25 protein-coding genes (1 of these 25 running past the window's edge) are annotated in these 22,657 nt (G+C 70.6%); 12 read left to right on the top strand and 13 right to left on the bottom strand.

All coding sequences use genetic code 11. The features are described from left to right. Positions 1 to 1,936 (bottom strand): 1-deoxy-D-xylulose-5-phosphate synthase (gene dxs / locus Q8W67_RS25005; protein WP_305550538.1); only part of this gene is annotated, 1,936 nt, incomplete at its 3' end. A 250-nt stretch (positions 1,937 to 2,186) separates the two neighbouring features. Here dxs and Q8W67_RS25000 point away from each other — a divergent pair. The 4 genes from Q8W67_RS25000 to ettA all read left to right on the top strand — a co-directional run bounded on the left by Q8W67_RS25000 (position 2,187) and on the right by ettA (position 5,538). Further along, positions 2,187 to 2,408, top strand: a complete 222-nt coding sequence (locus Q8W67_RS25000) for a hypothetical protein (protein ID WP_305550537.1) — start codon at positions 2,187 to 2,189, stop codon at positions 2,406 to 2,408. Beyond that, positions 2,402 to 3,292, top strand: a complete 891-nt coding sequence (locus Q8W67_RS24995) for a DNA/RNA non-specific endonuclease (protein ID WP_370693955.1) — start codon at positions 2,402 to 2,404, stop codon at positions 3,290 to 3,292. The genes Q8W67_RS25000 and Q8W67_RS24995 overlap by 7 nt, the downstream gene beginning before the upstream one ends. Positions 3,293 to 3,300: 8 nt before the next feature. Next, on the top strand, positions 3,301 to 3,606 hold the full coding sequence (locus tag Q8W67_RS24990; RefSeq protein WP_305550535.1) for a hypothetical protein: 306 nt from the start codon (positions 3,301 to 3,303) through the stop codon (positions 3,604 to 3,606). Between the two features lie 279 nt (positions 3,607 to 3,885). Further along, entirely contained in the window at positions 3,886 to 5,538 is a 1,653-nt protein-coding gene (gene ettA, locus Q8W67_RS24985; protein WP_305550534.1) for an energy-dependent translational throttle protein EttA, read from the top strand. Positions 5,539 to 5,608: 70 nt separating this feature from the next. On the opposite strand, the gene Q8W67_RS24980 is transcribed toward ettA, so the two are convergent. After that, positions 5,609 to 6,553: an NAD(P)-dependent oxidoreductase gene (locus Q8W67_RS24980; RefSeq protein ID WP_305550533.1), complete on the bottom strand. Its 945-nt coding sequence runs from the start codon at positions 6,551 to 6,553 to the stop codon at positions 5,609 to 5,611. Between the two features lie 519 nt (positions 6,554 to 7,072). Between Q8W67_RS24980 and Q8W67_RS24975 the strand changes: the two genes are divergently transcribed. Both Q8W67_RS24975 and Q8W67_RS24970 read left to right on the top strand, forming a co-directional pair. Then, positions 7,073 to 8,269, top strand: a complete 1,197-nt coding sequence (locus Q8W67_RS24975) for an OpgC family protein (RefSeq protein ID WP_305550532.1) — start codon at positions 7,073 to 7,075, stop codon at positions 8,267 to 8,269. A 115-nt stretch (positions 8,270 to 8,384) separates the two neighbouring features. Beyond that, the gene (locus Q8W67_RS24970) at positions 8,385 to 8,558 is read left to right on the top strand and encodes a DUF2256 domain-containing protein (protein WP_305550531.1); all 174 of its coding nucleotides are present in this window, start codon (positions 8,385 to 8,387) and stop codon (positions 8,556 to 8,558) included. 9 nt (positions 8,559 to 8,567) lie between these two features. Here the strand turns inward: Q8W67_RS24970 and Q8W67_RS24965 are convergent, their stop codons facing one another. From Q8W67_RS24965 to Q8W67_RS24950, 4 genes are read right to left on the bottom strand one after another with little or no spacing between them, the layout of a single operon-like run. After that, entirely contained in the window at positions 8,568 to 9,161 is a 594-nt protein-coding gene (locus Q8W67_RS24965) for a nucleotidyltransferase family protein (RefSeq protein WP_305550530.1), read from the bottom strand. Next, positions 9,154 to 10,191 carry a molybdopterin-binding protein gene (locus Q8W67_RS24960; RefSeq protein ID WP_305550529.1) on the bottom strand — a complete coding sequence of 346 codons (1,038 nt, stop codon included), beginning with the start codon at positions 10,189 to 10,191 and terminating at the stop codon, positions 9,154 to 9,156. Before Q8W67_RS24960 ends, Q8W67_RS24965 begins: the two co-directional genes overlap by 8 nt. After that, on the bottom strand, positions 10,188 to 10,889 hold the full coding sequence (locus tag Q8W67_RS24955; RefSeq protein WP_305550528.1) for an XdhC family protein: 702 nt from the start codon (positions 10,887 to 10,889) through the stop codon (positions 10,188 to 10,190). The genes Q8W67_RS24960 and Q8W67_RS24955 overlap by 4 nt, the downstream gene beginning before the upstream one ends. Next, entirely contained in the window at positions 10,889 to 11,212 is a 324-nt protein-coding gene (locus Q8W67_RS24950; protein WP_305550527.1) for an XdhC family protein, read from the bottom strand. The genes Q8W67_RS24955 and Q8W67_RS24950 overlap by 1 nt, the downstream gene beginning before the upstream one ends. Before the next feature lie 250 nt (positions 11,213 to 11,462). On the opposite strand from Q8W67_RS24950, the gene Q8W67_RS24945 reads away from it, so the two are divergent. Beyond that, the gene (locus tag Q8W67_RS24945) at positions 11,463 to 12,863 is read left to right on the top strand and encodes an ATP-binding protein (protein ID WP_370693954.1); all 1,401 of its coding nucleotides are present in this window, start codon (positions 11,463 to 11,465) and stop codon (positions 12,861 to 12,863) included. A 6-nt stretch (positions 12,864 to 12,869) separates the two neighbouring features. Here Q8W67_RS24945 and Q8W67_RS24940 read toward each other — a convergent pair whose 3' ends face one another. Beyond that, the gene (locus Q8W67_RS24940) at positions 12,870 to 13,100 is read right to left on the bottom strand and encodes a hypothetical protein (protein WP_305550526.1); all 231 of its coding nucleotides are present in this window, start codon (positions 13,098 to 13,100) and stop codon (positions 12,870 to 12,872) included. 236 nt (positions 13,101 to 13,336) lie between these two features. Here Q8W67_RS24940 and Q8W67_RS24935 point away from each other — a divergent pair, with 236 nt between their 5' ends. Together Q8W67_RS24935 and Q8W67_RS24930 are read left to right on the top strand one after the other, a co-directional pair. Further along, complete coding sequence (locus Q8W67_RS24935; RefSeq protein ID WP_305550525.1) at positions 13,337 to 13,528, top strand: hypothetical protein; 192 nt, start codon at positions 13,337 to 13,339, stop codon at positions 13,526 to 13,528. A 25-nt stretch (positions 13,529 to 13,553) separates the two neighbouring features. Next, the gene (locus Q8W67_RS24930) at positions 13,554 to 14,735 is read left to right on the top strand and encodes a pyridoxal phosphate-dependent aminotransferase (RefSeq protein ID WP_305550524.1); all 1,182 of its coding nucleotides are present in this window, start codon (positions 13,554 to 13,556) and stop codon (positions 14,733 to 14,735) included. 109 nt (positions 14,736 to 14,844) lie between these two features. Here the strand turns inward: Q8W67_RS24930 and Q8W67_RS24925 are convergent, their stop codons facing one another. The 3 genes from Q8W67_RS24925 to Q8W67_RS24915 form a co-directional block, all read right to left on the bottom strand. Then, entirely contained in the window at positions 14,845 to 15,906 is a 1,062-nt protein-coding gene (locus Q8W67_RS24925; protein WP_305550523.1) for an esterase, read from the bottom strand. Between the two features lie 128 nt (positions 15,907 to 16,034). Continuing rightward, positions 16,035 to 16,547, bottom strand: a complete 513-nt coding sequence (locus tag Q8W67_RS24920) for a tellurite resistance TerB family protein (protein ID WP_305550522.1) — start codon at positions 16,545 to 16,547, stop codon at positions 16,035 to 16,037. 70 nt (positions 16,548 to 16,617) lie between these two features. Further along, a complete protein-coding gene (locus tag Q8W67_RS24915; RefSeq protein WP_305550521.1) occupies positions 16,618 to 16,959 on the bottom strand; it encodes a hypothetical protein in 342 nt (113 codons plus the stop codon). 250 nt (positions 16,960 to 17,209) lie between these two features. Here Q8W67_RS24915 and Q8W67_RS24910 point away from each other — a divergent pair, with 250 nt between their 5' ends. Next, positions 17,210 to 18,094, top strand: a complete 885-nt coding sequence (locus Q8W67_RS24910) for a transglutaminase family protein (protein WP_305550520.1) — start codon at positions 17,210 to 17,212, stop codon at positions 18,092 to 18,094. 76 nt (positions 18,095 to 18,170) lie between these two features. Here Q8W67_RS24910 and Q8W67_RS24905 read toward each other — a convergent pair whose 3' ends face one another. Next, positions 18,171 to 19,199, bottom strand: a complete 1,029-nt coding sequence (locus tag Q8W67_RS24905) for an alpha/beta hydrolase (RefSeq protein WP_305550519.1) — start codon at positions 19,197 to 19,199, stop codon at positions 18,171 to 18,173. A 189-nt stretch (positions 19,200 to 19,388) separates the two neighbouring features. On the opposite strand from Q8W67_RS24905, the gene meaB reads away from it, so the two are divergent. Both meaB and Q8W67_RS24895 read left to right on the top strand, forming a co-directional pair. Further along, positions 19,389 to 20,375 carry a methylmalonyl Co-A mutase-associated GTPase MeaB gene (gene meaB, locus Q8W67_RS24900; RefSeq protein WP_305550518.1) on the top strand — a complete coding sequence of 329 codons (987 nt, stop codon included), beginning with the start codon at positions 19,389 to 19,391 and terminating at the stop codon, positions 20,373 to 20,375. Positions 20,376 to 20,515: 140 nt separating this feature from the next. After that, positions 20,516 to 20,893 (top strand): CsbD family protein, encoded by a 378-nt coding sequence (locus Q8W67_RS24895; protein WP_305550517.1) that lies wholly within the window; start codon positions 20,516 to 20,518, stop codon positions 20,891 to 20,893. A gap of 45 nt (positions 20,894 to 20,938) precedes the next feature. On the opposite strand, the gene Q8W67_RS24890 is transcribed toward Q8W67_RS24895, so the two are convergent. Together Q8W67_RS24890 and Q8W67_RS24885 are read right to left on the bottom strand one after the other, a co-directional pair. Continuing rightward, positions 20,939 to 21,724, bottom strand: a complete 786-nt coding sequence (locus Q8W67_RS24890; RefSeq protein WP_305550516.1) for a 3-hydroxybutyrate dehydrogenase — start codon at positions 21,722 to 21,724, stop codon at positions 20,939 to 20,941. 114 nt (positions 21,725 to 21,838) lie between these two features. Further along, positions 21,839 to 22,657 carry the 3' portion of a sensor histidine kinase KdpD gene (locus Q8W67_RS24885; RefSeq protein WP_305550515.1) on the bottom strand. The gene runs 678 nt beyond the window's last position, so the window shows 819 of its 1,497 coding nt (coding positions 679-1,497); its start codon lies off the right edge, out of view; it ends in the stop codon at positions 21,839 to 21,841.

Below are 22,657 nucleotides of genomic sequence, written 5' to 3'. Positions count from 1 at the left end.
CGGTCCTGGCGATGGTGGCGGCGTCGAGGCCGGCCTCGGCGTACATCTTCTCCGGGCTGTCGTGGTCCTGATACAGGTCGGGCAGCGTCAGCGTCCGGACCCGCACCCGGCCCGCATCCAGCGCGCCCTGCTCCGACAGCAGGTGCAGCACCATCGCGCCGAACCCGCCCCGCGAGCCCTCCTCGACGGTGATCAGGACCTCGTGGGTCTTCGCCAGGTCCAGGATCAGCGCCTCGTCCAGCGGCTTGGCGAAGCGCGCATCCGCGACCGTGACCGCGACGCCCTGATCGGACAGCGTATCCGCCGCCTTCAAGGCCTCGGACAGGCGCGTGCCCAGGCTGAGGATCGCCACACGCGCCTCCGGGTCCTGCCGCACCAGCCGGCCCTTGCCGATGGCCAGGACCTCGCCCCGCTCCGGCAGCTCGACGCCCACGCCCTCGCCGCGCGGGTAGCGCAGCGCGATCGGGCCCGAATCGTGGGCATGCGCGGTCGCCACCATGTGCACCAGCTCGGCCTCGTCGGACGCCGCCATCACGGTCATGTTCGGCAGGCAGCACAAGTAAGCCAGGTCGAACGCGCCCGCATGCGTCGCCCCGTCCGCTCCCACCAGCCCGGCCCGGTCCAGGCAGAACCGCACGGGCAGGTTCTGCAGCGCCACGTCGTGCACCACCTGGTCGTAGGCCCGCTGCAGGAACGTCGAGTAGATCGCCACGAACGGCCGGTAGCCTTCCGTCGCCAGGCCGCCCGCAAACGTCACCGCGTGCTGCTCGGCGATGCCGACGTCGAAGGTCCGGTCCGGATGCGCCTTGCCGAACAGGTCGATGCCGGTGCCCCCCGGCATCGCCGCGGTGATCGCCACCACCTTGTCGTCCGCGTCCGCCGCCTTGATCAGGCTCTCGCCGAACACCCGCGTGTAGGCCGGGGCGTTCGGCTTGGCCTTGGCCTGCACGCCCGAGACCACGTCGAACTTCACCACCCCATGGTAGCGGTCGGCCGAGGCCTCGGCCGGGGCGTAGCCCTTGCCCTTCCGGGTGACGACATGCAGCAGGATCGGGCCGTGCTCGGCGTCGCGCACGTTCTTCAGCACCGGCAGCAGCTGGTCGAGGTTGTGCCCGTCGACCGGCCCGACATAGTGGAAGCCCATCTCCTCAAACATCGTGCCGCCGCCCACCACCAGCGAGCGGGCATACTCCTCCGCCGCCGCCGCGCGCTGGTAGAGCGCCTTCGGCAGCAGCTTGCCGAGCTGCTTGGCGGTCTCGCGCAGGGACTGGTAGGTGCCCCCCGAGGCCAGACGGGCGAGATAGCCCGACATCGCGCCCACCGGCGGGGCGATCGACATGTCGTTGTCGTTGAGGATCACGATCAGGCGCGAATGCAGGGCGCCGGCGTTGTTCATCGCCTCGTAGGCCATGCCGGCCGACATCGAGCCGTCGCCGATCACCGCGATGGCGTTGCGGCGCTTGGCCGGGCGGCCCGGCGACACGCCCTTGGCCTTGGCGGCGGCGGTGTCGAGGTCGCGGGCGACCGCCATCCCCAGCGCGGCCGAGATCGAGGTCGAGGAATGCGCCGCGCCAAACGGGTCGTAGACGCTCTCGCTGCGCTTGGTGAAACCCGACAGCCCGCCGCCCTGGCGCAGCGTCCGGATGCGGTCGCGGCGCCCGGTGAGAATCTTGTGCGGGTAGCACTGGTGGCCGACGTCCCAGACAATCCGGTCGTCGGGCGTGTCGAACACGTGATGCAGCGCCACCGTCAGCTCGACAACCCCAAGCCCAGAACCGAGATGCCCGCCCGTGATCGAGACCGCGTCGATCATCTCGGCCCGCACCGCGTCCGCAACAGCCTGAAGCTCCGACTCCGGAAGCTGGCGCAACGCCGAAGGCTCGGGAATACGGTCCAGCAACGCTGATTGCTCAGAGGATATCGCCAATGATCGCATCCGCTCGTTCGAGTGTGGCGACGGCCCCGTCGTGCGGGGGTCCCAGGAATGGGGTCTCGCCGTCACGACGCCAGCGCCCGGGAGCGCGCGTTCATGCTAGAACCCACCCGTCCGCCGCTGTCATGATAGTGCCAGTTACGGACGATCGGCGGCGCGATCAATGTCGGACCGGCGATTTTTTCAATCACGTGCCCTTACCGCCACATGAGGTCCTGTCTTGAGCCCGGCTCGTCTGTGCACAATCCTTCTCATGCTGGCGATTACGGCCGGCGGCCAAGCTTTTGCCGGGCCGCGACCGCCGGACGCCAATCTCGACTTCTCCTGCAACTTCCTGGGCGATTGCCCGGCCCGGGTGTCTCCGGGCGGCCCCGACCGCGATGCGCGGCCCTTCACCAAGAGCCTCGGCCGCCCCTGCGCCTGGCGGGACCGCCCGACCCCGGAGGGCCCGCGCCGGGTGCGCGTGTGCTGGTGAGGCGGCCGCAGGGGCTGGTTGCGGCGGCGCTGACGGTTGTCACCCTGGCATCGGCTCCGGCCCGGGCCGACGAGTCCTGCCCGGCGCTGTTCGCTGGCGGGCAGGCGCCTGTCCTCACCAATCCGAAGCTCCTCGCGCGCACGATCCCGCTCTGCTTCGAGGCTTTCGCGGTGCTTCATTCGGGGATCACGCGGACGCCGATCTATTCCGCCGAACACCTCACCCGCGCCAGCGTCGCCGATGCCCGCAAGGTGGCGCGCGACGATGCCTTCCACGAAGAGCAGCGGCTGCCGGCGGACGCGCGCGCGTCGCTGGAGGATTACGTCCGCAGCGGCTACGATCGCGGCCACCTCGCCCCGGCCGGGGACATGCCGACGGAGAGCGCCCAGGCCGAATCGTTCAGCCTCGCCAACATCGTGCCGCAGAACCGGGTGCTGAACCGCGGCCTCTGGGCCGACATCGAGGAGAGCACCCGCCGGCTCGCGAGCCGGCGCGGCTCGATCTTCGTGGTCACCGGGGTGATCTTCTCCGGCGACGCGGTGCAGCAGATCAAGGGCGGCGTGCTCGTGCCCACACAGCTGTTCAAGGCGCTCTACGACCCGGCGAGCGGCGAGGCCGGCGCCTATCTGGCCCGGAACGGCGAGTCGCGGGACTGGCGCGCGGTCTCGATCGACGACCTCAACCGCGAGGCCGGGATCGACGTGTTCCCGGGCCTCCCGGCCGCCGCCCGGACCAGCGCGATGAGCCTGCCCGATCCTCACACGTCCGCGCGCTCGGACGAGCACCGGCCCCGGCATGATCAGAGCTGGCAGGATTGGCTCAACCGCGAACTCACCCGCGCGGCACGCAAGTTCCTGCGCGACCTGCTGCGCTCGATCTTCTGAGAGGGACCATGCCCGAGGACAAGCATCGCAGCCGGACCAAACCCGCGACCCCGAAATCGGCCGGCTTCGAGCCGTTCGTCGACGACGCATCCGTGCGCAATATCGGCGCCCTCTGCTTCGAGAACGGCACCGACCGAATCGCCCTGCACGGCTCCCTCGACATCACGCGGGACAAGGCCGGCCTCGGGCAGGCGCGCCTGCTCAAGGTGACACTGGACGCCATCGTGAAGGCCCTCGAGGGCGGCGACCTGCCCGAAACCGTGGACGAGACGCCGGACGAGGCACCGAAATCGGTCCGGAACCCGTTCGCCTGAGCCTCCGGAGCGACTGCCTCTCGCGTCGCGACCGGGAGCGGCGCCGGCTCCGTGCCGCGACCCACTCACCGTCTGCGAACCGACTGCCACTTCGACGGCGATCGCTCTCAGGACGGTTCCGGCATCCTTGCCGCTGCCCGGCGGGCCTGATACTCGGGCGAGGTCATTCTTATATCGTAAGGACCGCGCGTACAGGACGAGGGCTCGAGGCCCCGCGCCTGACCCGTGCCGCTGGCACGCACAGCGCAGTCCCGAACAACGCGCCGAGGACGATCCGCGATGGCTCGCGAATTCATTTACCACATGCGGGGACTCACGAAGTCCTATCTGGGCGGCAAGAAGGTCCTGGAGGACGTCAACCTGTCGTTCTACCCGGACGCCAAGATCGGCGTGCTCGGCATCAACGGCTCGGGCAAGTCGACCCTGCTCAAGATCATGGCCGGCATCGACACGGAATGGACCGGCGAGGGCTTCGTCGCGCAGGGCGCCCGGGTCGGCTATCTGCCGCAGGAACCGCAGCTCGATCCGAACAAGTCGGTCCGCGAAAACGTGATGGAGGGCGTGGCCGAGAAGCAGGCGCTGCTCGACCGCTACAACGAGCTCGCCATGAACTATTCCGAGGAGACCGCCGACGAGATGACGGCCCTCCAGGACAAGATCGAGGCCTTGAACCTCTGGGAGCTTGATTCGAAGGTCGACCAAGCCATGGAGGCCCTCGGCTGCCCGAGCGACGAGCAGCCGGTCGCGACCCTGTCGGGCGGCGAGCGCCGCCGCGTCGCGCTGTGCCGCCTGCTCCTCTGGGAGCCGGAGCTGCTGCTGCTCGACGAGCCGACCAACCACCTCGACGCCGAGACCGTGAACTGGCTCGAAGGGCACCTGAAGACCTATCCGGGCGCGATCCTGATCGTGACCCACGATCGCTACTTCCTCGACAACGTCACCAGCTGGATCCTCGAACTCGATCGCGGCCGGGGCATCCCGTACGAGGGCAACTACTCCGCGTGGCTGGTGCAGAAGCAGAAGCGCCTTCAGCAGGAGGGCCGCGAGGACATGGCCCGCCAGCGCTCGATCGCCCGCGAGCAGGAGTGGATCGCCGCCTCGCCAAAGGCCCGGCAGTCGAAGTCGAAGGCCCGCATCACCCGCTACGAGGAGCTGGTCGCCAAGCAGAACAACAAGGTCGACGCCGCCGCTCAGATCGTCATCCCGATCGACGAGCGGCTCGGCAACAACGTCATCGAGTTCGAGCACCTCAACAAGGCCTTCGGCGACCGCCTGCTGATCGAGGATCTCTCGTTCAAGCTGCCGCCGGGCGGCATCGTCGGGGTGATCGGCCCGAACGGCGCCGGAAAGACCACCCTGTTCAAGATGATCACCGGCCAGGAGAAGCCCGACGGCGGCAAGATCGATATCGGCGAGACGGTCAAGCTCGGCTACGTCGACCAGTCGCGCGACGCCCTCGACCCCAATGCCACGGTCTGGCAGGAAGTCTCCGGGGGCAACGACATCATCTATTTCAACAAGCGTGAGATCAATTCCCGCGCCTATTGCGCGGCCTTCGCGTTCAAGGGTGGCGACCAGCAGAAGAAGGTCGGCACCCTGTCGGGCGGCGAGCGCAACCGCGTCCACTTGGCCCGGACACTCAAGGGCGGCGCCAACGTGCTGCTGCTGGACGAGCCAACCAACGATCTCGACATGGAAACCCTGCGCGCCCTCGAGGATGCGCTGGAGGATTACGCCGGCTGCGCGGTGATCATCAGCCACGATCGCTGGTTCCTGAACCGCATCGCCACGCATATCCTCGCCTTCGAGGGCGATAGCCACGTGGAATGGTTCGAGGGCAACTTCTCCGACTACGAGACCGACAAGATGCGCCGGCTCGGGGCGGATTCGATCATGCCGAAGAAGATCAAGTACAAGAAGTTCTCGCGCTGATCGACGGACGGCTCCGCACGCCGGTGCGGTGCCCGGGCGGAGCCGTTGCGGCTCTGCCGCACGCCCCCGCTCAGTCGAGGCGCGCCCGCGCCTCGGCGAGGAGCGCCGAAAGGCTATGCGCCAGCGGGATCGCCGCCGTCCACCCCGTGGCGGCCATGAAGGCCGCCGGGTCGCAGCCTTCGCTGCGCACGAAGGTCCGGACCCGCTCGGGCGCCTCCCGGGCCGTGAACCGGGCCTGCGTCATGCCGCGAAGCGCTTCGAGGATCTCGGAGATCGGCGTCACGGTTCCGGAGCCGACGTTGAAGGTGCTCCCGTCGCGCAAATCGCCGACCCGCTCCACGACGCGAAGGCACGCCGCGGCAAAGTCGGATACGTCGAAGAAATCGCGGCCGGCGGAGAGGTCGCCGACCTCCAGGCACGGCGGCGCCAAGCCGCGCTCGATCCGGGCGATCTGACCGGCGAAGGAGGCCGCCACGAAGGTCTCGCTCTGGCCGGGGCCGATGTAGTTCGACGGCCGCAGCACGAGGTGCTTCACGCCGGCATTGGCCAGCACGTCGCGCAGGATGTACTCGCAGGCGGTCTTGGTGCGCCCCGATATGGTGTCGGGCCGCGGCGTGACGGTCTCGTCGGGCCGCGGCCTGTCCCGGAACGCCTCCCCGTAGACCACCGTCGAACTCAGGAAGACGAGCGTCGCGCGGGTCCGCGCCACGGCCTCGGCGAGGTTCAGGGTGCCCAGCAGGTCCGCCCGCCAGGCGTAGGCCGGCGTCTCGCTCGACTCCTTGACCGACGCGAGGGCTGCGAGGTGGAACACCAGCGTCGGCGCGAAGCCCGCGACCGCCTCCGCGAGCCTGCCGGCGTCGAAGGGGTCGACGTCGAGGAGGCGTACGCCGTCGAGGTGTGGCTGCGCGTGCCGGTCGATGCCCAGGATGTGGCTGCCGGGCGGCAGGCCTTCCCGAAGCGCCTCGAGCAGACGGCGGCCGAGGAAGTCTCCGGCTCCGGTGACGAGGACGCGCATGGATTCTGCCCCTCCCCGGTGCGGTCGGCGGACCTTCGGAAACGATCCGCCGCGTCTATACCGCGTTCGCCCGGGACGCGAGCGGTGTTCGCGACGAAGGGGCCTCACCGTGCGTCGAGATCCAGCCCCCGGCGGCCCGCGACGCGAGGGCGCCGGGACGCGACTCGATCCGCCGAAGCCCGGGGCTCGGGCCGCCGCACGACGAGGTATATCCACAGCCGGTGTTTGAGCGTGAACCGGTGTATCTGGCCATCACGGCGTTCGCCAGGATGAAATTGCAACGCCGGTCGAACGCGTCGGTCTGTCCGCCTCCGCTCCATCCTGCCGAAGGTATGCGACCCCATGGCTCGACGACGCGCCCTTCCGGTCGGCGCGACGAGGGCGCCATCGGCCGGGCGCTGAACAAAGGCGCGTGAGCGACGTAGTCTGGCGCGGAAAGCGTGCGTCGGCGCGGTATCATGGTATCGCGACCAGTGTCCGTGCCGATCGTGGCTGGCGAGCGTCCGGGCGATGCACTGCGTGAAGAACCTCGACGATCTCGATCGCCTGACCGCCGGCGACGGCCCGATGCCGGTGGCGGGGCCGCCTCGGTCGCCCGCGCCGAAGAAGGCGGCTCGGGACGCACGGGTCGACGTGCTGCGCGGCTTCGCGCTGCTGACGATCTTCGTGGACCACATCCCGCGCAACGCGCCGGCCCTGTTCACCCTGCACAATCTCGGCTTCTCGGATGCGGCCGAGATCTTCGTGCTGCTGGCGGGCTACTCCTCGATGGTGGCCTATGGCGGGCTGTTCGGCCGGGCCGGAATCTGGCCGACGCTTGTCCGGATCGGCCGGAGGTGCCTCCGGATCTACCTGTTCCAAGCCGGGCTGCTGCTCGCCACACTCATGATCGTGCGGATCTGGATGGATCTCACCGGATTGACGCCGCGCTTCGGCGTCGCGCCGCTGATGCAGATGGGGCTGCTGCAGGGACTCCTGCGCGGGCTCGCCCTCAACGCGCTGCCGAACTACCTCGACATCCTGCCGCTCTACATCCTGCTGCTCGCCCTGTTCCCGGCGGTCTATTACGGGATGCGGCGCGGGGTCTGGGGCGTGCTGGCGCTGTCGGGAACGCTGTGGCTCGCCGCCAACGTCGACTACAGCCTGAACCTGCCCAACGCCGCGGCGGTGGATGACGGCTGGTACTTCAACCCGTTCGCGTGGCAATTCCTGTTCGTGATCGGTGCCGCCCTCGCCCGCGCGGTCCGCGCCGGGGACGGCCTGCTGCCGTGGCGGCCCTGGGCCGTGGCGGCGGCCTGGGCTTATCTGGCCTTCGCGCTGCTCCAGGGCGGATCCTGGACGGAATGGGGCCTCCCGGATCTCAGGCCGCTCGCGATCGGCGCGCCGGACAAGAGCCACGTCTCGCCCCTGCGCCTGATCGATATCCTGGCGCTGACCTACCTGCTGTTCAGCTCGCCGGCGGTGCGGCGCTTCTCCGCGTGGCGACCGCTGCGACTGATCGACTCCTGCGGTCGCCATTCGCTGGAGATCTTCGCCGCGGGCTGCCTGGCGGCGCTCATCGGCCGCATTCTCTACCGCACCTTCGATCCCGTCTGGCCGCTCCAGGTCGCGGTCAATCTCGGCGGGATCGCGGTGATGCTCGGCCTCGCCCGCGTCTTCGATGCCCGAGCTGGCAGGACGGCGGCGCCGGACCGGGGCCGCGGTTCAGGGCGCTGAGCGCCTGCGATCTGCGGGCCGGCTCGCCAGGGCGGCGCTGCCGGCCTCGCGCGTGGAACGGATTGCACCCGGCCCGGTTGCGCCCGGGTGCTGCGTGGTCATGGAGGTGGGGACGATGCCGCGGATGCGCCGCAAGGGCGACCTTCCGGAAAAGCCCTGCGCGCAGTGCGGCAAGCCGTTCGCGTGGCGCAAGAAGTGGGAGCGGGTCTGGGACGAGGTGCGCTACTGCTCCGACCGGTGCCGGAACGAGGCGCGGACCGGGCGGGCGCGGAGCGAGCGGCCGGCTTGAGCCGGATCGTCACGCGGGGCCGAGGGCGCGCAGTGCGCCAGGCGTGTCGATGTCGAGGGCGGTGGCCGCGTCACCCGGGATCTCCAGGATGTCGGGGCGGCCCCTGAGTAGCGGCCCGGCGCCGCGGTCTCCGGTCAGCCGGGCGATGTCGTCGGCAAGGCGGCGCAGGTTCAGGAGCACCGGGTTTCCACGCCGCCCATCCTGCACCGGGACCACTGCGGCCGGCTCTCGGGCCGCCTCCGCAAAGGCCGCGGCCAAGCGGTCGATATGGGCAGCCGAGACGCGTGGCATGTCGCCCAGCACCACCACGGCGGCCCCGCAGGACCGGGGCAGCGCCGCCAGGCCCGCGCGCAGCGATGTCGCCAGGCCGGCGCGGAAATCCGGGTTCTCGATCAGCATGAGGTCGAGACCCGCCAGCGCCGCCCGGACGGCTTCCGCGTGGGCTCCAAGCACGGCGACGACCGGGCGCGGCCCGGCCGCAAGCGCGGCCTCGGCCGCGTGACACACCAGCGCCTTCCCGTCGATGGGCGCGAGGAGCTTCGGCTCCGGGCCGAACCGTGTGCCGAGCCCCGCCGCGAGCAGGATCGTCCCGACCTCAGCCATCCGCGTCCGCACCCTCCCCGGCGGTCCCGCTGCCGGCGCGGGGCTGGGGCCGGGAGACGATCTCCATCAGCAGGCCGCCGACCCCGAGGGCGACGATGTCGGCGCGGTTGACCGGCAGGTCCGCCAGAAGGCGGTGCAAGATCCAGTCGAAGCCGTTCTCCTTTGGCGAGCGCGCGCAGCCCGGCGCGCCGATCACCGGCACGCCGCCCCGCGTGCCGATCAGGAGCAGATTGCCGGGATCCACAGGCATGCCGAGATGCTCGACCCGCCCGCCGGCCGCCTCGATCCCGGCCGGGATCACGTCGCGCCGGTCGGCGATGGCCGAGGCGCCGAACACGACCACGATCTCCGCCCCGGCACCGTCGATCGCCTCCGCGAGCGCCGCCGCCACGGCTTCGGCCGCATGCGGCACCCGGGCCTCGGCGACGATCCCGGCGGCCGCGGGGGCGAGGCGCTCGGCGAGGACCCGGAGCGTCTTGTCGATAGTCGCCTCCTTGAGGCTCGGCAGGCGGGTCGAGACCACGCCGACGCGCCGGCGGCGGTAGGGCGCCACCGCCAGAGCACCGGCCTCGGCGGCTCCGCAGGCCCCGGCCAGCACGGCGGCCGGCACCGCGTAGGGAATGATCTTCACGGTGGCGACCATCTCGCCCTCCACCACCGGCTTGAAAGGCGGCAGCGTCGCCACCGTCACGGCCTCGTCGACCGCGTTGACTGCGTCGATCCGGGCGGAAGCCACGGTGAGCACCCCGGACGTCTCCGCAAACAGATTGCAGCGGCCCGTGAAGGGCGCCTCCGCGCGCAGATTCGGCCCGCGGAGATATCCGGCGAGCCGCGCCGCGGCGGTATCCTCGCCGACATCGTCCGGTTCGAGCGCGGCCGCGACGATCTCGGACAGGCCGGCCCGCGCCAGTTCGACCGCCACCTCGTGGGCGATCACCGCGCCCTTGCGCAGGATGATGTCGGCTCGTCTGACCGTATGCGCGCTGATCAGCCCGGCGGCCTCGGCGACCGGCACGGGGCCGAACCTCACGCGACCTCCGGGCGGGCGACCCGGCGCAGGGACGCCACGACCTCCGCCAGCACGGACAGCGCGATCTCGGCCGGGCTCACCGCCCCGATGGCGAGCCCGATCGGCGCGCGGATCCGGCCGATCTGGTCGGGCGAGAACCCGGCCTCCGCGAGCCGGGCGACGCGGGCCGCGTGGGTCTTCCGCGAGCCGAGCGCGCCGACGTAGAAGCACTCCGCCGCCAGCGCCGCCTTCAGGGCGGGGTCGTCGATCTTCGGGTCGTGGGTCAGCGCGGCCAGCGCGCAGTAACGGTCGAGCGGCGGCACGCTCCGCCCGAGCGCGGCATCGGGCCATTCGGCCACGAGTTCGATCCCCGGGAAACGCTCGGGGCTGGCGAAGGCCGTGCGCGGGTCGATCACCGTGAGCGCGAGGTCGAGCCCCGCCGCCATTGTCGCCATCGCCTGCGAGATGTGCACCGCCCCGATCACCACGAGGCGCACCGGCGGCGCCTGCACGGTCAGGAACACCTGCCGGCCGCCGATGTCGACGAGGCCGCTCTTGCCGGCGGCGAGCTGCTTCGTCAGCACCTCCGCCAGCGGATCGCCGGCGATCTCCGCCTCGCGCACGAGCCGCTGCGCCCCGTCGGCGATGTCGGTGACCAGGATCGTCGCCCGGCGCGCCGCGCGCTCGCCGTTGAGGGTGTCCAGGATTGCGGCCCGCATCAGTCCACCCGCTCGACGAAGACCCGGATCCGGCCGCCGCAGGACAGGCCGGCCCGCCACGCGGTCTCGTCCGCGACGCCGAATTCGAGGACGCGGGGCGCCCCGGACTCGATCACCTCGATCGCCTCGGTGATCACCGCCCCCTCGACGCAGCCCCCCGAGACGGAGCCGAGGAAATCGCCCTCGCGATCGACCAAGAGGTGGCTGCCCACCGGCCGCGGGGCCGAGCCCCATGTCTCGATCACGGTGGCGAGGGCGACGGCCCGCCCGGCCCGCCGCCAGGATGCGGCGGCGGCGAGGATGTCTGTATCGGTGCTGAGCATGGCCCTGAAGACCTTCGGCGGGTACCCCCCCGCGCCCATCAGGTATGGCCCGAGCGCTGCGGCGCAAGGCACGCGGGCCAGACCGTAGCCGGTCGCCTCGATCGTTTGCCTTGGCCGATCGCGGCGGGGGTGCGATAACGCATGAGCCTCCCGCATCCACCCGGCCCATGTCCGCTCCCGTGAAACGGACCCCACGCAGCCAGACCCGGCTCCAGTCTCGCGGGCGGGAGCGGCGCGGGCGCACGCGCCCGTGAACGCCCCCGACCCCGCCCTGGCGCGCGCCCTGCGGACCGATCCGACGCGGTCGCGGTCGGCGCCGCACAGGCTCTGGAAGCGCCTCACCCGATGGATCGGCGATGTCCTGCCGAAGGGGCTCTACGCCCGCTCGCTGATCATCATCATCGCGCCCGTGGTTCTGCTCCAATCGGTGATCGCCTACACCTTCATGGAGCGGCACTGGCAGCTCGTGACCAAGCGCCTGTCGGCGGCGGTCACCGCGGACGTCGCCGCGCTGATCGACATCTACGAGAGCTATCCCCAGGATCGGGACGCCGAGACCCTGTCGCGCATCGCGGGCGAGCGGCTGAACCTCGACCTCGACATCCTGAAGGGTGCCAAGCTCCCGGCTCCGGGGCCGCGGCCGTTCTTCTCGATCCTGGACGAGGCCCTCTCCGACGAGATCCGCCGCCAGATCCGCCGGCCCTTCTGGATCGACACGGTCGGCCGCTCGAACCTGATCGAGATCCGGGTGGCGATCCCCGACGGGGTGATGCGCATCACCGCCCGGCGCAGCCAAGCCTACGCGTCGAACTCGCACATCTTCCTGGTCTGGATGATCGGCTCCTCCCTGGTGCTGCTGGGCGTCGCGATCCTGTTCCTGCGCAACCAGATCAAGCCGATCCTGCGGCTCGCCGCGGTGGCGGAGGGGTTCGGCAAGGGCCGGGAGATCGAGTTCCGGCCCCGCGGCGCCCGCGAGGTGCGCCAGGCCGGCCACGCCTTCATCGAGATGAAGCGGCGGATCGAGCGGGCGATGGAGCAGCGCACGACCATGCTCAACGGCGTCAGCCACGACCTGCGCACCATCCTCACCCGCTTCCGCCTCTCCCTGGCGCTCGTCGAGCAGACCAGCGAGATCGAGGATCTCAGCCGCGACGTCGACGAGATGAGCCGGATGCTGGAGGGCTATCTCGCCTTCGCGCGCGGCGATTCGGCCGAGCCGGCCACCCCCACAGACATGCGGGCGCTGCTGGAGGACCTGCGCACCGACCTGGAACGCCTGGGCGCGCATGTCTCCGCGGTCGACCTCGCGGGCGCGCCGGAGATCACCGTGCGGCCGGGCGCCTTCCGGCGCTGCCTGTTCAACCTCGCGGCCAACGCGGCCCGCTACGGCGAGACGGTGGCCATCTCCGGACGGCTGGAGGCCCGCGCCTTCTTCGTGTCGATCGACGACGACGGGCCCGGCATCCCGGCCGAGAGCCGCGAGGAGGTGTTCAAGCCCTTCGTGCGCCTCGACGACGCGCGCCAGGATGCGGGCGGATCCGGGCTGGGTCTGGCCATCGCCCGGGACATCGCGCGCGCGCATGGCGGCGACATCGCACTGCACGAGAGCCCGCTGGGCGGCCTGCGGGCGACGGTCCGGGTGCCGGCCTGAGACGCGTCAGGCGTCGCTCGGCCCGCGCAGGCGCACGAGTTCGGCCTGCACGTTGCGGATGAGGTGGTCGATGCTCGCCGCGTCCAGAGCGGCGCGGCCGAGACGCTCGCGCAGGCTGGCCTCACCGTTCCAGGCATAGCCCGCATCGTTCGGGAGGTGGCGCTGCAGGAGCGGGCTCACGACGCTCTCGCGCCGGTAGGCGGGATGCCGCAGGAGCCGGCCGATCTGAGCCGTCAAGATATCGAGGGGCGATACATCCGTGCCTTTTCCTTTCCACGTCACCGATGATTGGCGCATACGTGTACGTCCTCCTGAAAAGGCAGTATCCGACCAAATGCTTGCGCTTCGATGAGCGGCGGCGCGCCCGGGCGAAAAACTCTTGTCCCTGGGGTCCCAACCTTCGCAGCGGGATGGTATGCAAGCGCGACGCCCATGAGCCGCGGATAACCGCGCGCCGGATCCGAGTGCCGACCATGAACCCGCTCGTCCCCCTGTTCATCCTCATCTGCCTGCCGCTCACGGCGATCGGCCTCGTGCTCTATACCGACACGGGCATCGAGCCGGCGCTGTTCTACGCCTCGGTGAAGACCTTCGTGATCCTGGGCGCGATCGCGGCGGCGATGTCGTTCGGCGCGATGAAGCTCGCCGAGCGTACCAAGAACTGAAATCCGACCGGCCGCGGAGAGCGCGATGCTGCACGTCGTCCCGGCTTTCTCGCGGATCGGCGAGGAGAACGCGTTCGCGGTGCTCGCCCGCGCCCAGGCCCTGGTCGCCCAGGGTCGGGACGTGATCAATCTCGGCATCGGCCAGCCGGACATGCCGACGCCCGCCCACGTGGTCGAGGCCGGCATCAAGGCCCTGCGTGACGGGCACCACGGCTACACGCCCGCGGTGGGCATCCTCCCGCTGCGCGAGGCGGTCGCCCGCGACATCCACCGCCGTCACGGCGTCGAGGTGTCACCCGATTCCGTGATGATCGTCCCGGGCGGCAAGGTCACCATGTTCATGGCGATCCTGATGTTCGGCGAGCCAGGCGCCGAGATCCTGTACCCGGATCCCGGATTCCCGATCTACCGCTCGATGATCGAGTTCACCGGGGCGACGCCGGTGCCGGTGCCGATCCGCGAGGAGAACGGCTTCGCCTTCTCGGCCGCCGAGACCCTGGCGCTGATCACGCCGAAGACCCGCCTGCTGATCGTCAACTCGCCCGCAAACCCGACCGGCGGCGTGACCCCGAAGGCCGAGATCGACGCACTGGTGAAGGGGCTCGCCGACCACCCCGACGTGGCTGTGCTGTCGGACGAGATCTACGGCACGATGACGTATGACGGCGAGCGCCACCATTCGCTGCTCAAGTACCCCGAGATCCGCGACCGGCTGGTCTATCTCGACGGCGCATCCAAGACCTACGCGATGACCGGCTGGCGGCTCGGCTGGTCGGTCTGGCCGAAGCCGCTCTACGACGCGGCCCGGAAGCTCGCTGTCAACGCGCATTCCTGCGTGAACGCGGCGACCCAATGGGCCGGCATCGCGGCGCTGGACGGTCCGCAGGATTGCGTGGCCGAGATGGTCGCCGCGTTCGACCGGCGCCGGGCGATCGTGGTGGACGGGCTGAACGCCCTGCCGGGCGTGTCCTGCATCGCTCCGAAGGGGGCCTTCTACGCCTTCCCGAACATCTCCCGCACCGGCTGGAAAGCCAAGCCGCTTGCCGCGACCCTGCTGGAGGAAGCGGGCGTCGCGGTGATCGGCGGCCCGGATTTCGGCGTCCACGGCGAGGGCTATATCCGCCTCTCCTACGCCAATTCGGCCGAGAACATCCGCCGGGCGCTGGCGCGGATGGAGACCTTCCTCGGCGCGCGGCAGCCGGGCTGACGCAGCCTCATCACGGGCGGGGCGGAGCGATCGGGCGGCGCTCCGGTCTTCCGGATTCGCGCCGCCCCGGGTCGCTTCGCTGCCGCGCGATGACGGCGGCGGACCCTGCTCAGGACTTCCCTACCACCCGCTTCTCGATCCAGCCGGCGAGCCAGTCGGCGATGTCGAGGCTGTTCTTGTCCTGCATCAGCATGTGCGAGTTGCCGTGGATTCCGATCTCCGGCAGCAGGATCAGTTCGGCCCGGCCGCCGGCCGCGTTGGCCGCCGCCACGAAGCTTCGGCACAACTTGAGCCGCGGCGCCCAGCGCGGCGCGGCTTCCACATAATCGCCGAACAGGACCAGGATCGGCAGGTCCTTGAAGGGCGCAAGATCCGCCTTGGCCGGATCCGGGCAGGCGGCGGGCTCGATGGATACGATGGCGCGGATGGCAGTGCGGTCGAGGGCGGCGGTCTGGAACGGGTAGATGCCGGATTGCGAGTGCGCGATCAGCACCGCGCCCTTCAGGCGCTTGGCGAGTTCCGACAAGGCGGGCACGGTGGGGTTCGGCACCGGCAGGGCGGCGGACCAGTCCGCGACCATCTGCTTCCAGAACTCGCCCTGGGCCTCCAGCGGGAACTGCATGCCCGGAAAGACCTTCGGGTATTCCGGGCCGAACCGGAAGATCGCCCAGGCGGGCTCGCGCCCGGCCGAGAAGACCGGCGGCAGCGAATCGACTTCGGCACGGCCCATCTTCACCGCGTCGATCTGGGCCGGGCTGATCGCCGAACGCCCGCGCCAGGCCTGATCGATCACGTAGGTCGGAAATCCCCGGCGGACGAAGAACTCGTCCCATCCCATGCGACCGTCCGGCGTCGTCTCCCAGGTCTTGCCGGTGAGGCAGCAGCCGTGGATCAGCACGAGCGGCGGCCGCGCCGGTTCGACCGGGATCTGGTAGCGGACATAGACCTGATCGACGCTGATCGTCCCCGATGGCGCGTAGGCCGGCAGTGTCGAGAGCGTGTCGGACGAGACGTCGCGGCCGCCCACGAAGAAGCTGCCCTGCGCCCCGATGGTCAGGGGGGCGGGGGGCGGATCGGCAGCGCGGGCGGGCGCGTCGACGGTAACCAGGGGCCCGGCGAGCAGGGCTGCGGCGAGCCTACGAACGGCCCGTCGCGCCCGTTTTGCGGGCATTGACATCGCTGGCATGTAGCGTCCCGGCCCTTCCGCGGCCGGGCCGCTTCGGCCCGGTTCACCGCCCGCACAGGCCTAACACGAAGCTCGGCCGTTGCGGGAGATGCAACACCCGGGATGAATACAGATCAGGCCCCGATTTCACGCTCGACCCGGTCCGTCGCCTCGCCCGGCAGGTCGAGGGCCTCGGCGAGCATCTTCAGGAACTGGCGCTCCTGCAGCGTGTCGGGCTCGATCGCGAGCCGCGCCGCCGCGTAGATCCGCGCGGCCGAATCGGGGCTGTCAACGCCATCGGCGATCTCGTCGAGTTCGGCGGGGCTCGCGAGTTCCCGCTCCAGCCAGGCGCGTCCGTCGGCATCGAGGCCTGCCTCGGCCACGGCCGCATCGAGGCGCTTGCGCTCCGCCGCGTCGACCATCCCGTCCGCCGTGGTGGCCGCCACCATCGCCCGCAGCATCAGCCGGGCCTCGTCCTCGTCGACGGCCGAGAAATCGGGTCCGCCCTGGTCAGGCGGCGCGGTCCCGCGCAAGGCGCGGTAAGCGAGGCCTCCGATCAACGCGAGGCCGCCGAGCGCAGCGCCGGCGGTCAATCCACCGCGCCGGGCGCGCACAAGCGCGTCAACGATCCGTCTGCTGTCAGCCATGTCCGTCCTCCCGGGAACCGGTCCGATTCGAAAACGGAAACCCCCGGGAGGCGGCCGGGTTCAGCCGCGCTCAAGCGTCGGCGTCATCGGATTCATCGGCCTCGTCGATATCGACCAGAAAGACGATGTCGGCTTCGTCTTCCTCGTCGGTGTCGGCGTCGGCGTGCCGCGGATCCTCGGCGAAATCGCCTTCGCCGTCATCCTCGGCCAGGGCGTCCTCGAAGATCTCGATCTCGTCCTCGTTGGCGGCCCGGACCTTGAGCGCCGAGGTGCCGTTCCAGAGCGGCTTGCCCTCGCTCGTCATCGTCCGGAGATCTTCCTTGAAGCCCTCGCAGGTGAAGAGGTCCTTGGCGGACGCCTCGTCGCTGTTGATCACCGCCACAGCGGTGCCTTCGATCTCGAGCGTGAACATGGCCGGCATCCCTCTCATAACCGTCCTCTGGCGCGCCCGGTCAGCGGGATCGCGCACGGTGCGACGCACCGTCCAGGGGAGAATCGCGCGCGGCCCACCCCGCGGTCATGGGCGCCGCGCGCGGATGCTGTAGGGGTGAACCGAACGCCCGCCAAGCCCGCCGCACTGAGACCGCCCCGAATTGCCGCGGCGCGGTTCCTGCCAGGGCGGGGGCAGAACCGTAACAGGACAGGAAGAAGGATCACCGCGGATGCGGATCAGGCTCGGCTGCGAGATGCGCTACGCCTTCCCTTATCCGGTGCCGATGGTGGTGATGCTCAACGTGCATCCCACCCGGGCGGGCGCCCTCGAATCGCCCGACACGCTCCGCACCGACCCGCCCGTGCCGGTGGCGTTCTACAGCGACGGCTTCGGCAATCTGTGCGGCCGGCTGACCGCACCGGCGGGCGGCTTCACGATCGGGACCGATGCGGTGATCGGCGATGATGGTCGCCCGGACCCGGTCCATCCAGAGGCCGAGCAGCACGCGATCGAGGCGCTGCCGGCCGAGGCGATCGTGTTCCTGCTCCCGAGCCGCTATTGCGAATCGGACCTCTTGGCCGACGAGGCGTGGCGCCTGTTCGGCCATATCGAGCCGGGCTGGAGCCGGGTGCAGGCGGTCTGCGACTTCGTGCACACGCACATCGCGTTCGGATATGAGTTCGCTCATCGCGACCGCACCGCCATGGACGCCTATGCGGGCGGGCGCGGGGTGTGCCGGGACTACACCCATCTCGCGGTGGCCTTCTGCCGCGCGCTCAATGTGCCGACCCGCTACTGCACCGGCTATGTCAGCTTCATCGGCGAGCCCGAGCCGCACCCGGCCGGCGACTTCGCGGCCTGGATGGAAGTGTATCTGGGCGGACGCTGGCACGTGTTCGACCCGCGCAACAACAGCCCCAGGATCGGCCGGGTGATGGTGGCCTACGGGCGCGACGCCGCGGATGTGCCCCTGACCCACACCTTCGGCCCCAATCCCCTCGTGGGCTTCCGGGTCTGGGCCGAGGGGATCGACCACCCGGACCCCTCCGCCGACGCGCCGGTCCTGCCGGAGGAGCCCCTGCCGCCGCAGAGCATGGCGACCCGGACGGCCTGACCGCTTTCGCGCTCGCCGTCGAAGCGGACGGCGGTTCGGCGCAGGCGAGCGCGTCAGATCAAAACCCTCAAGCTGCTCACACCCCGGCGCCGCGCGCGATGGCGCGCTTGACCACGCCCTGTACGTCCGGGTTCGAGAGGAACAGGTCGTGGTTGATCAGGCCGCCGCCGTAGTCGGAGGCGTCGGCCACGCGCACGCCCAGAGCCTCGAGCTTGGCGCGGTCGGCCGCGCCGGCCCGGACGCCACCCGCGAGCGCCGCGGACAGTTCGAGCGCCCGGTCGTTGGTCGAGGAGATCACCGTGATCTTCGACAAGTCCGGCCCGAGCCGGGCAACGCCGTTCGAGAACAGGTCGAAATCGATATCGGGGGCGGCCAGCACCACCGCGCCGATGCGCGACATCGCCGCCTCGCCGGCCTCGGCGCGCAGCATGCGCAGGGTCTCGAGGGTCAGCAGCGTGCCCATCGAGTGCGCGACGATGTTGATGCGGCCGCCGCTCGGCGATGCGGCGAGCGCCTTCAACAGATCCTCGAAGGCGTCGCGCGACCACAGGGCGCTCTCGCGATCGTAGTTGTAATCGAAGGTCGCAGCGGCCGACGGCCAAGTGAACAGACCCGAGACGCCGCGGAAGCGGATCCCGTCCGAGAGCCGCGCGGCGCTGACCGCGGCCGACTCGAACGATTCGCGGTAGCCGTGCACGTAGATCAGCACGTCGCGCCCCAGGGCCGCCTGCGCGAAGGCCTCGGCGGCGCCCGGCCCGGTCTCCGTCTTCGGCACCGCCCCGATGGTCCAGTCGCCGGTGATCACGGCCGAGACCTTGCCCAGCAGCGAGCGGTCGGGGGGCGACAGGCGCACCTCCGCGAAGCTCAGGCCGCGCCCGCGCTCGGAGTTGAAGTACGGCGGCTTGGGCGGGGTGCCCACGGGCTTGCGCGTGGTGGCGACCAGCAGCACCGGCATGACATCGAGCGCCGACTGCTTCTCGGGCAGCGCCCCCGAGGGGCCGAGGTCGTCGGTGACGCAGGCGCCGAGCGACGGTGCGAGACCGGCCGCGCCCGCGAGGGCGCCGATCCGGAGGAGTGCGCGGCGTGAGACAGTCTGGCTCGACATGATCCGGGTGCGTTCGGGCGGGGCCGCAACCGTCGCGCAGGATCGTGACCATGGCGGGGCACGAAGGCCACCGGCCCCTGTGGAGTACGGGCAAGGCTCGGCTTGTGGTGCGACGGACACAGGCGCCGGTCCCCCGGACCCTGCGTTCTCCCCCTCGACGGCGGCGCTTGCCGCCGCCATGAAGGACGCATGACGCCGTCCATCGACATCGAGAGCCTGCGCGAGCGCCTGCTGCGCGGCGACCGCGCCGCCCTGGCCCGGGCGATCACGCTCGCCGAATCCAAGCGGGCCGACCACCGGGCGCTCGCGGCCGGGTTGATCGACTCCGTCTTGCCGCAGACCGGAAACGCGATCCGGGTCGGCATCACCGGCGTGCCCGGCGTCGGCAAGTCCACCACGATCGACGCCCTCGGGTCGAACCTCACCGAGGCGGGGCACAAGGTCGCGGTGCTGGCGGTCGACCCGTCCTCCTCGCGCACCGGCGGCTCGATCCTGGGCGACAAGACCCGGATGGCGCGCCTCTCCCACGACCCCAACGCCTTCATCCGCCCCTCCCCCTCCTCGGGTACGCTGGGCGGTGTCGCGGCCAAGACCCGCGAGACCATGCTCCTGTGCGAGGCGGCCGGGTTCGACGTGATCCTGGTGGAGACGGTGGGCGTCGGCCAGTCGGAGACCGCGGTGGCCGACCTCACGGACTTCTTCCTCGTGCTGATGCTGCCCGGAGCGGGCGACGAGCTTCAGGGCATCAAGAAGGGCATCCTGGAACTCGCCGACATGATCGCCGTCAACAAGGCCGATGCGGGCGAGGCCGAGCAGCGGGCCAACGCCGCGGCGTCGGAGTATCGCGCCGCGTTGCACATCCTCACGCCAGCATCGGCGACCTGGACGCCGCCGGTGGTGACGATCTCAGGCTTTCACAACCTGCGTCTCGACGCCCTGTGGGCGCGGGTCGTCGACCATCGGGCGAAGCTCACCGCCACCGGGGAGATCCAGTCGAAGCGGCGGACCCAGGATGTGAAGTGGATGTGGGCCTTGGTGCACGAGCGCCTGCACCAGCGCCTCGTGGGCTCCGCGGAGGTCCGGCGACGCACCGCCGAGGCGGAAGCCGGCGTCGCCCGGGGCGAGGCTTCCCCGGCCGCGGGCGCGGCGGCGATCGCCGAGCTGATCGGGCTCTGACGCGCCCCGAGGCGGGCCCGGAGCGCAGAAAATCGCGCCGGCGCGGTACGCAAACCCGGTCTCGCGCGTTCGCTGCACGACGAGGGATTGTGCGGCGCCTCGTCTCGCATCGGCGCCGCGCTCACGTCGAGGAGAGTGTCATGGTGGATACGGATCGGATCGTCGGCGGCGCCAAGGAGGCCATCGGCAAGGCTCAAGGGGCGGCCGGCGACTTCGTGGGCTCGCATCGGGACTCGGTCGAGGGTCGGTTCCGCGAGGCCCAGGGCCAGGCGCAGAACGTCTACGGACAGGTCAAGGACAAGGCCCGCGACATCGCCGACAAGGCGAGCGATTACGCCGGTGACGCCTATGAGCGGGCCGGTGACGTCGCGGGCGACGCTTACGAGCGGAGCGGTTCCTACCTTCGCGAGGGACGCGCCGCGGTCGGCGCCCGCGTCGAGGAGAACCCGCTGGTGGCGCTGCTCATCGCAGGCGCGGTCGGATACGGCCTCGCACTGCTGATCCACAGCCGCCGCTGATCAAGGACGGCGGCCCCGCCCACGACGGGCGGGGTCGCGTCTGGATTACTGCGCGGTCCAGCCGCCATCCATGCTGATGTTCGCGCCGGTGATCTGGCTTGCGGCATCGGAGCACAGGAAGACTGCCAGCGCCGCGACCTGTTCGACCGTGACGAATTCCTTGGTCGGCTGCGCCTTGAGCATCACGTCCTCGATCACCTGCTCCTTGGTGAGGCCGCGGGCCGCCATGGTATCGGGGATCTGCGCCTCGACCAGCGGCGTCCAGACGTAGCCCGGCGAGATGCAGTTCACCGTGATCTTGTGCGGCGCGAGTTCGAGGGCCGCCGTCTTGCTCAAGCCTGAGATCCCGTGCTTGGCCGCCACGTAGGCGGACTTGAACGGCGAGGCCACCAGCGAGTGGGCTGAGGCGGTGTTGATGATCCGTCCCCAGCCCCGCGCCTTCATACCGGGGATCGCGGCGTGCATCGCGTAGAAGGCCGAGGACAGGTTGATCGCGATGATCTGCTCCCACTTCTCCGGCGGGAACTCCTCGATCGGCGAGACGAACTGGATACCGGCGTTGTTGACGAGCACGTCGACGGCGCCGAACGCTGCCTCCGCCTCCCGCACCATCTCGGCGATCGCCTCGGGTTTGCTCATGTCGGCGGCCGAGTGATGGGCCTTGACCCCGTAGGCGCTCTCGATCCCCGCGCGGATCTCCTCGATGGCCTGCGCATCGCCGAAGCCGTTGAGCACGACGTTGGCCCCCTCCGCCGCGAGGCCGCGCGCGATCGCGAGACCGATGCCGCTGGTGGAGCCGGTGACGAGGGCGGTCTTGGACGTGAGGGTCATGGGGCCTCCTGGGGCGCTGGCGGGATGCCTGTCGGGCAAGGCGTAACGCCGTAACTGCCCGAACGGAGGCGCGAAATCGACCCTCACGGCGCGGAGGCGCGACAAGGGCAGCCCCTACGGAACCCGGGATAGGACCTCCCGCGATTGGCGGCCCGGTTCGGCGGCCTCATCCGAGCCGGCCGGAGCGGCGCTCGCCTGCGCCGGGAACGTGATCTCCACCCGCAAGCCGGGGGCGTTGTCGGAGAGCTGCAGCGTGCCCTGGTGCAGTCGCACCACGGCGTTGACCAGGCTGAGGCCCAGGCCGAAGCCCGGCCGCGAGCGCGCATCCTCCAGCCGGGTGAAACGGTCGAGCACGCGGCCGTGCTCGGCCTCCGGGATGCCCGGCCCGCAATCGGAGACGGCGAGACGGACCCGGTCGCCGGCCCGCCAAGCCTCGATTGCGATGCGCGCCTCGGTCGCTTCGGCCCCGTATTTCAGGGCGTTGTCGATGAGGTTGGCCAGCGCCTGCCCGATCAATTCGCGGTTGCCGGCGATGATCAGTCCGTCCCCGGCGCGCACGTCGAGGACGAGGCCCTGATCCTCTGCGAGCGCCTCGTAGAGTTCCCCGACCTCCCGCACCGCAGCGCCGAGATCCAGGGGCACCATGATCTCGCGGGCGCTGCCGGCCTCCAGCCGCGCGATCATCAGGAGCGCGTTGAACACCCGGATCAGCCCGTCGCTCTCCTCGATCACGGCCTCCAGGCCGGCGCGCAGCGCGTCCGGCGTGGCGGCCCGGCGCAGCGCTTCGTCGGCGCGGTTGCGCAAGCGCGTGAGCGGCGTCTTCAGGTCGTGTGCGATGTTGTCGGACACCTCGCGCATCCCGCGCATCAGTTCGCCGATACGTTCCAACATCTGGTTGAGGCTCGATGCGAGGCGGTCCAGTTCGTCGCCGTT

Source organism: Methylobacterium sp. NEAU K, from assembly GCF_030700285.1.
Lineage (GTDB): Bacteria > Pseudomonadota > Alphaproteobacteria > Rhizobiales > Beijerinckiaceae > Methylobacterium.
Note: the sequence above shows the minus strand (reverse complement) of the source record. Positions and strands in the feature narration are given on the sequence as shown.

Excerpts from the sequence above, each read along its gene's own strand:
- meaB (WP_305550518.1), top strand. The coding sequence starts at position 19,389 with ATGACGCCGTCCATCGACATCGAGAGCCTGCGCGAGCGCCTGCTGCGC.
- Q8W67_RS24935 (WP_305550525.1), top strand. The coding sequence starts at position 13,337 with ATGAACCCGCTCGTCCCCCTGTTCATCCTCATCTGCCTGCCGCTCACG.
- Q8W67_RS24915 (WP_305550521.1), bottom strand. The coding sequence starts at position 16,959 with ATGTTCACGCTCGAGATCGAAGGCACCGCTGTGGCGGTGATCAACAGC.
- Q8W67_RS24905 (WP_305550519.1), bottom strand. The coding sequence starts at position 19,199 with ATGTCGAGCCAGACTGTCTCACGCCGCGCACTCCTCCGGATCGGCGCC.
- Q8W67_RS24925 (WP_305550523.1), bottom strand. The coding sequence starts at position 15,906 with ATGCCCGCAAAACGGGCGCGACGGGCCGTTCGTAGGCTCGCCGCAGCC.
- Q8W67_RS25000 (WP_305550537.1), top strand. The coding sequence starts at position 2,187 with ATGCTGGCGATTACGGCCGGCGGCCAAGCTTTTGCCGGGCCGCGACCG.
- ettA (WP_305550534.1), top strand. The coding sequence starts at position 3,886 with ATGGCTCGCGAATTCATTTACCACATGCGGGGACTCACGAAGTCCTAT.
- Q8W67_RS24920 (WP_305550522.1), bottom strand. The coding sequence starts at position 16,547 with ATGGCTGACAGCAGACGGATCGTTGACGCGCTTGTGCGCGCCCGGCGC.
- Q8W67_RS24990 (WP_305550535.1), top strand. The coding sequence starts at position 3,301 with ATGCCCGAGGACAAGCATCGCAGCCGGACCAAACCCGCGACCCCGAAA.
- Q8W67_RS24950 (WP_305550527.1), bottom strand. The coding sequence starts at position 11,212 with ATGCTCAGCACCGATACAGACATCCTCGCCGCCGCCGCATCCTGGCGG.
- Q8W67_RS24955 (WP_305550528.1), bottom strand. The coding sequence starts at position 10,889 with ATGCGGGCCGCAATCCTGGACACCCTCAACGGCGAGCGCGCGGCGCGC.
- Q8W67_RS24890 (WP_305550516.1), bottom strand. The coding sequence starts at position 21,724 with ATGACCCTCACGTCCAAGACCGCCCTCGTCACCGGCTCCACCAGCGGC.
- Q8W67_RS24980 (WP_305550533.1), bottom strand. The coding sequence starts at position 6,553 with ATGCGCGTCCTCGTCACCGGAGCCGGAGACTTCCTCGGCCGCCGTCTG.
- Q8W67_RS24930 (WP_305550524.1), top strand. The coding sequence starts at position 13,554 with ATGCTGCACGTCGTCCCGGCTTTCTCGCGGATCGGCGAGGAGAACGCG.
- Q8W67_RS24910 (WP_305550520.1), top strand. The coding sequence starts at position 17,210 with ATGCGGATCAGGCTCGGCTGCGAGATGCGCTACGCCTTCCCTTATCCG.
- Q8W67_RS24970 (WP_305550531.1), top strand. The coding sequence starts at position 8,385 with ATGCCGCGGATGCGCCGCAAGGGCGACCTTCCGGAAAAGCCCTGCGCG.
- Q8W67_RS24965 (WP_305550530.1), bottom strand. The coding sequence starts at position 9,161 with ATGGCTGAGGTCGGGACGATCCTGCTCGCGGCGGGGCTCGGCACACGG.
- Q8W67_RS24895 (WP_305550517.1), top strand. The coding sequence starts at position 20,516 with ATGGTGGATACGGATCGGATCGTCGGCGGCGCCAAGGAGGCCATCGGC.